The sequence below is a fragment of the Neisseria sp. P0021.S005 genome (assembly GCF_051956955.1).
The window spans coordinates 1-4,285 of record NZ_JBQCWY010000232.1 but is presented as its reverse complement, the minus strand read 5'-3'; the positions used below and the strand labels follow the sequence as shown (position 1 = coordinate 4,285).

Sequence of the window (4,285 nt, the reverse complement as noted above, 5' to 3'; positions counted from 1 at the left end):
GAAGGCAACCGCGTTTTGAATGCACAACGCAATGCCGCCGGTCAAAGCCTGTTGGCTTAATTAAAACACGATACACACAAGGAAAACATCATGAATCCGATTAAAACAACCCTGCTGACACTTTCCCTACTTACAGCCTCCATCGGCGCGCAAGCCGCTGAATTGCCGCAATCTGCCGTTTTGCAATACTCAGGCAGCTACGGTATTCCTGCGACCATGACCTTCACACGCAGCGGCAACCAATACAAAATCGTTTCTACCATCAAAGTACCGCTTTACAATATCCGCTTTGAATCCGGCGGCAGCATCAACGGCACGACCTTGAATCCGTCTTACTACAAAGATGTACGCGGCGGCAAAGTGTATGCCGAGGCCAAATTCTCCGGTGGCAACATCACTTACGGCAAAGCAGGTGATTTGAAAACTGAAAAATCCGGCCCAGCCATGGACTTGTTCACTTTGGCATGGCAACTGGCCGCCAATGACGTGCGCCTGCCGTCAGGTTTGAAAATTACCAACGGTAAAAAACTGTACACCGTCGGCAGCATGAACAAAATCGGCAGCGAAAGCTATAAGCTGAACGGCGGTACAACGCCTGTGAGCAAATATCGCGTCCGCCGTGGCGACGATACCGTGACTTACTCGTTTGCTTCCGATATCGACAATATCCCTGCGCAAATCAGTTATACCGATGACGGCAAAACCTACAACTTGAAACTGACTTCCGTCAAAATCAACGGTAAAGTAGTGAAACCGTAATCTTTATTTGCTCAAAAAAGAAGGCCGTCTGAAAAGTTTTCAGACGGCCTTTTATCTTTAGAGCAACACAATATCGTATTGTTCCTGCGTGTAGGCGGTTTCGACTGCCAGCGAAATCGGTTTGCCGATAAAGTCTATCAACATCGCCAGCGATTGTGATTCTTCGTCTAGGAACAAGTCGATGACATTCGGAGCGGCCAAAATGCGGAAGGCTTGGACATCGTAGCGGCGCGCTTCGCGGACGATTTCGCGTTGGATTTCGTAGCACACGGTTTGCGGCGTTTTCAGACGGCCCCGGCCTTGGCAGGAAGGGCAGGGTTCGCAGAGGATTTGGCTTAAGTTTTCACGCGAACGTTTGCGGGTCAGTTCGACAAGGCCCAGACTGGTAAAACCGTTGAGGGTGACGCGGGTGCGGTCAAAACTCAGGGCTTTGGCAAGCTCTTGCAGGACGGCTTCGCGGTGGACTTCCTGCGCCATATCGATGAAGTCGATGATGATGATGCCGCCGAGATTGCGCAGGCGAAGTTCGCGGGCGATGGTGTGGCAGGCTTCGAGGTTGGTGCGGAAGATGGTTTCATCAAAATTGCGCGCGCCGACAAAGCCGCCTGTGTTGACATCGATGGTGGTCATGGCTTCGGTGGACTCGATGATGAGGTAGCTGCCGAAGTTGAGGTTGACGCGCGGTTGCAGGGCTCGGGCGATTTCCTGCTCGATGTTATGGGTTTCAAATAGGGGGCGTTCGCCTTTGAACAGCTCGATTCTGCCCAATGCACCTTGAACGTATTGTTCGGCAAACTGGGTCATGCGGCGGTGGTTTTCAGTGGAATCGACCAGGATTTTGTGCGTATCGAGGCTGAACATATCGCGCAAAACGCGCAGGCTCAAAGGCAAATCTTGATAGAGCAGGGTTTCGGGCGGCTGGATTTTCGCCTGTTTTTGAATGTGTTCCCACACTTTGGTCAGATAGTTGATGTCTGATTGCAGTTGGTCATCGGAAGCGTTTTCGGCGTTGGTACGGATGATGTAGCCGTGGCAGGCGTTTTCGGGCAGCAGGTTGTTGAGGCGCTCCCTCAAACTGCTGCGTTCGGCATCGTCTTCAATGCGTTGGGAAATGCCGATGTGGTCTTCTTGCGGAAGATGGACGAGGAAACGGCCGGCCAGTGAGATTTGGGTGGAAAGGCGCGCGCCTTTGGTGTTGATGGGGTCTTTAATGACCTGAACCAAGACGGACTGGCCTTCAAAGAGCATATGTTCGATGCGTTGGGTTTCGTCCGGATTACGGCGTTGTTCAAGGACGTCGACGATATGCAGAAACGCGGCACGTTCCAAGCCGATATCGATGAACGCGCTTTGCATGCCGGGAAGAACGCGTTTGACGACGCCCAAATAAATATTGCCAACCAAGCTATGGCCGCTGTTGCGCTCGATGTGCAGCTCGCAGATATTGTTCTCTTCCAAAACAGCCACACGCGTTTCTTGCGGCGTGATGTTGACGAGGACGGTTTCGGACGGACGCACGGCGTCCTTGGGGATGGGAATTCCTGAAAGCATGGGGATACCTGATTTTGAATAGAAAAACTTTTGCGATGTGTTCTTCTCCAAAAAACAAATGGCAAAAGTCATTCTGCGAAAGCGCTTATCATACTTTAATTATGGTTTTTCCGCATCTGCACAAATGTTTATGGCCAAGAGGCCGTCTGAATGTTTTTTACAACCGTACGGCGGGAACACTTGTAAAATCACACCTATGCCCATATAGTCATGAACATTGGTATTTTGGAAGAAATCATGCAAACCGTTACTGTTTATACCGGTCCATATTGCCCGTACTGCACCATGGCGAAAAGGCTGTTGCAGGCGGTGGGTGTGAAAGAAATCAACGAAATCCGCATCGACGGCAATCCGGAAGTTTTTGCCGAAATGCAGCAGCTTTCCGGCCAGCGCAGCGTGCCGCAGATTTTTATCGGCGACACCCATGTCGGTGGCTTTACCGATTTGTACCGCTTGCAGCAGGAAGGCAAGTTGGACGAATTACTGAATCCTTAACCCTTAACTTAGGAAAATAAAATGAGCGAAGAATTGCAACCCGTATTCAGCGTTGAGCGTCTGTATGTAAAAGACTTGTCTTTGGAAGTGCCTCATGCACCACAAATCTTCTTGGAACAAGGCGAGCCTGAAGTCGATATGCGCGTTTCTACCGGCAACACCAAACTGGAAGACGGCTTCTACAGCGTTGACGTTACCGTTACCGTGACTGCCAAACTGAACGAAGAGCGCACCATGTTCTTGAACGAAGTTACCCAAAGCGGCATCTTCCGTCTGGAAAACATTCCTGAAGAAGACGTACAACTGCTGCTGGGCGTTGCTTGTCCAAACATCCTGTTCCCTTACGCACGCGAAGCCATTTCCAACAGCGTAACCCGCGCCGGCTTCCCACCTGTATTACTCGCTCCGATCAACTTCGAAGCAATCTACCAACAACAACAGGAAGCTAACGCTTAATCGCGTTATACCTAAATTGAGGCCGTCTGAAACATTGCGTTCAGACGGCCTTTTTTTATCTAAAAATCAGGACATAAGAAAAAATCTATAACAAAAAGTTCATATATTAATGCAATAAGTATATAATGATATCGTTTATCATTACGATCTAATTTTAAATTTTATAGGTTATATACCATTTAAAATCAATAAATTGTAATTTTTATCTAGCAGATAAATAGATTCTATTAATTAAGGAAATAGTTGTGAAACCTGATTTTCAAATGAAAACAATTTGTTTGTTATTAGTGCTGCCTTGCCAAACTGTTTTTGCAGATACGGGACATCAAGAAGTGGAACATGTAGACATGGATACGGTCAAGGTCAGTGGCAAACGGCAGGCACAAAGGAATACCGAGCGCAGTCAGTCTTATACAATCGGAACGATGGCAACGGCGACTGGCTTGCGTATTTCAGGTAAGGATACGCCGCAGTCGGTGAGCGTAATGACGCGTCGGCAGCTAGATGATAAAGCAATATATTCTTTAGAAGAGGCAATGAAAAACACTACGGGAATCAACGTGGTTCGGGATTCGGGTCTACAAACTCGTTTTTTGTCTCGTGGTTTCTATGTTGATCAGATTGGTGAAGACGGTATTACCACGAATGTGTCTGGACGTTCGGGCTATACGGCAAAAATCGATGTCTCACCGAGCACAGACCTTGCTGTTTATGATCACATTGAGGTTGTTAGAGGTGCAACCGGTCTTACTCAATCCAATTCCGAACCGGGTGGAACCATTAATTTAATCCGTAAGCGGCCAACAGCTCTGTTTAAGCATACAGGTGAAATCAGCACTGACCATAGGGGCAGCAAGCGTTTGGCTTTGGATGTATCTGGAAGCTTGAATAATGAACATACGGTACGCGGTAGGCTGGTTGGTGTTCATGAGGACCACCGTTCTTTTAAAGAGGGTGTATGGAACAAGAAAGACATGGTTTATGGCGTGATCGATACGGATTTGAGTGATAACAGTATGCTGAC

At 48.3% G+C, this 4,285-nt stretch carries 5 protein-coding genes; 4 read left to right on the top strand and 1 reads right to left on the bottom strand.

What is annotated here, in order from left to right; translation table 11 throughout:
- Positions 1 to 90 precede the first annotated feature (90 nt).
- On the top strand, positions 91 to 759 hold the full coding sequence (locus tag ACTHUE_RS11625; protein WP_070461397.1) for a DUF3108 domain-containing protein: 669 nt from the start codon (positions 91 to 93) through the stop codon (positions 757 to 759).
- A 57-nt stretch (positions 760 to 816) separates the two neighbouring features.
- Here ACTHUE_RS11625 and ACTHUE_RS11620 read toward each other — a convergent pair whose 3' ends face one another.
- Positions 817 to 2,310: an Rne/Rng family ribonuclease gene (locus tag ACTHUE_RS11620; RefSeq protein WP_107858142.1), complete on the bottom strand. Its 1,494-nt coding sequence runs from the start codon at positions 2,308 to 2,310 to the stop codon at positions 817 to 819.
- Between the two features lie 237 nt (positions 2,311 to 2,547).
- Between ACTHUE_RS11620 and grxC the strand changes: the two genes are divergently transcribed.
- The 3 genes from grxC to ACTHUE_RS11605 all read left to right on the top strand — a co-directional run.
- Positions 2,548 to 2,805, top strand: coding sequence for a glutaredoxin 3 (gene grxC, locus ACTHUE_RS11615; RefSeq protein WP_003684090.1), 258 nt, complete (start codon positions 2,548 to 2,550; stop codon positions 2,803 to 2,805).
- Between the two features lie 21 nt (positions 2,806 to 2,826).
- Positions 2,827 to 3,261 carry a protein-export chaperone SecB gene (gene secB, locus ACTHUE_RS11610; RefSeq protein WP_003745844.1) on the top strand — a complete coding sequence of 145 codons (435 nt, stop codon included), beginning with the start codon at positions 2,827 to 2,829 and terminating at the stop codon, positions 3,259 to 3,261.
- 263 nt (positions 3,262 to 3,524) lie between these two features.
- The coding region (locus ACTHUE_RS11605) for a TonB-dependent siderophore receptor (protein WP_440423520.1) at positions 3,525 to 4,285 on the top strand (761 nt) is incomplete at its 3' end.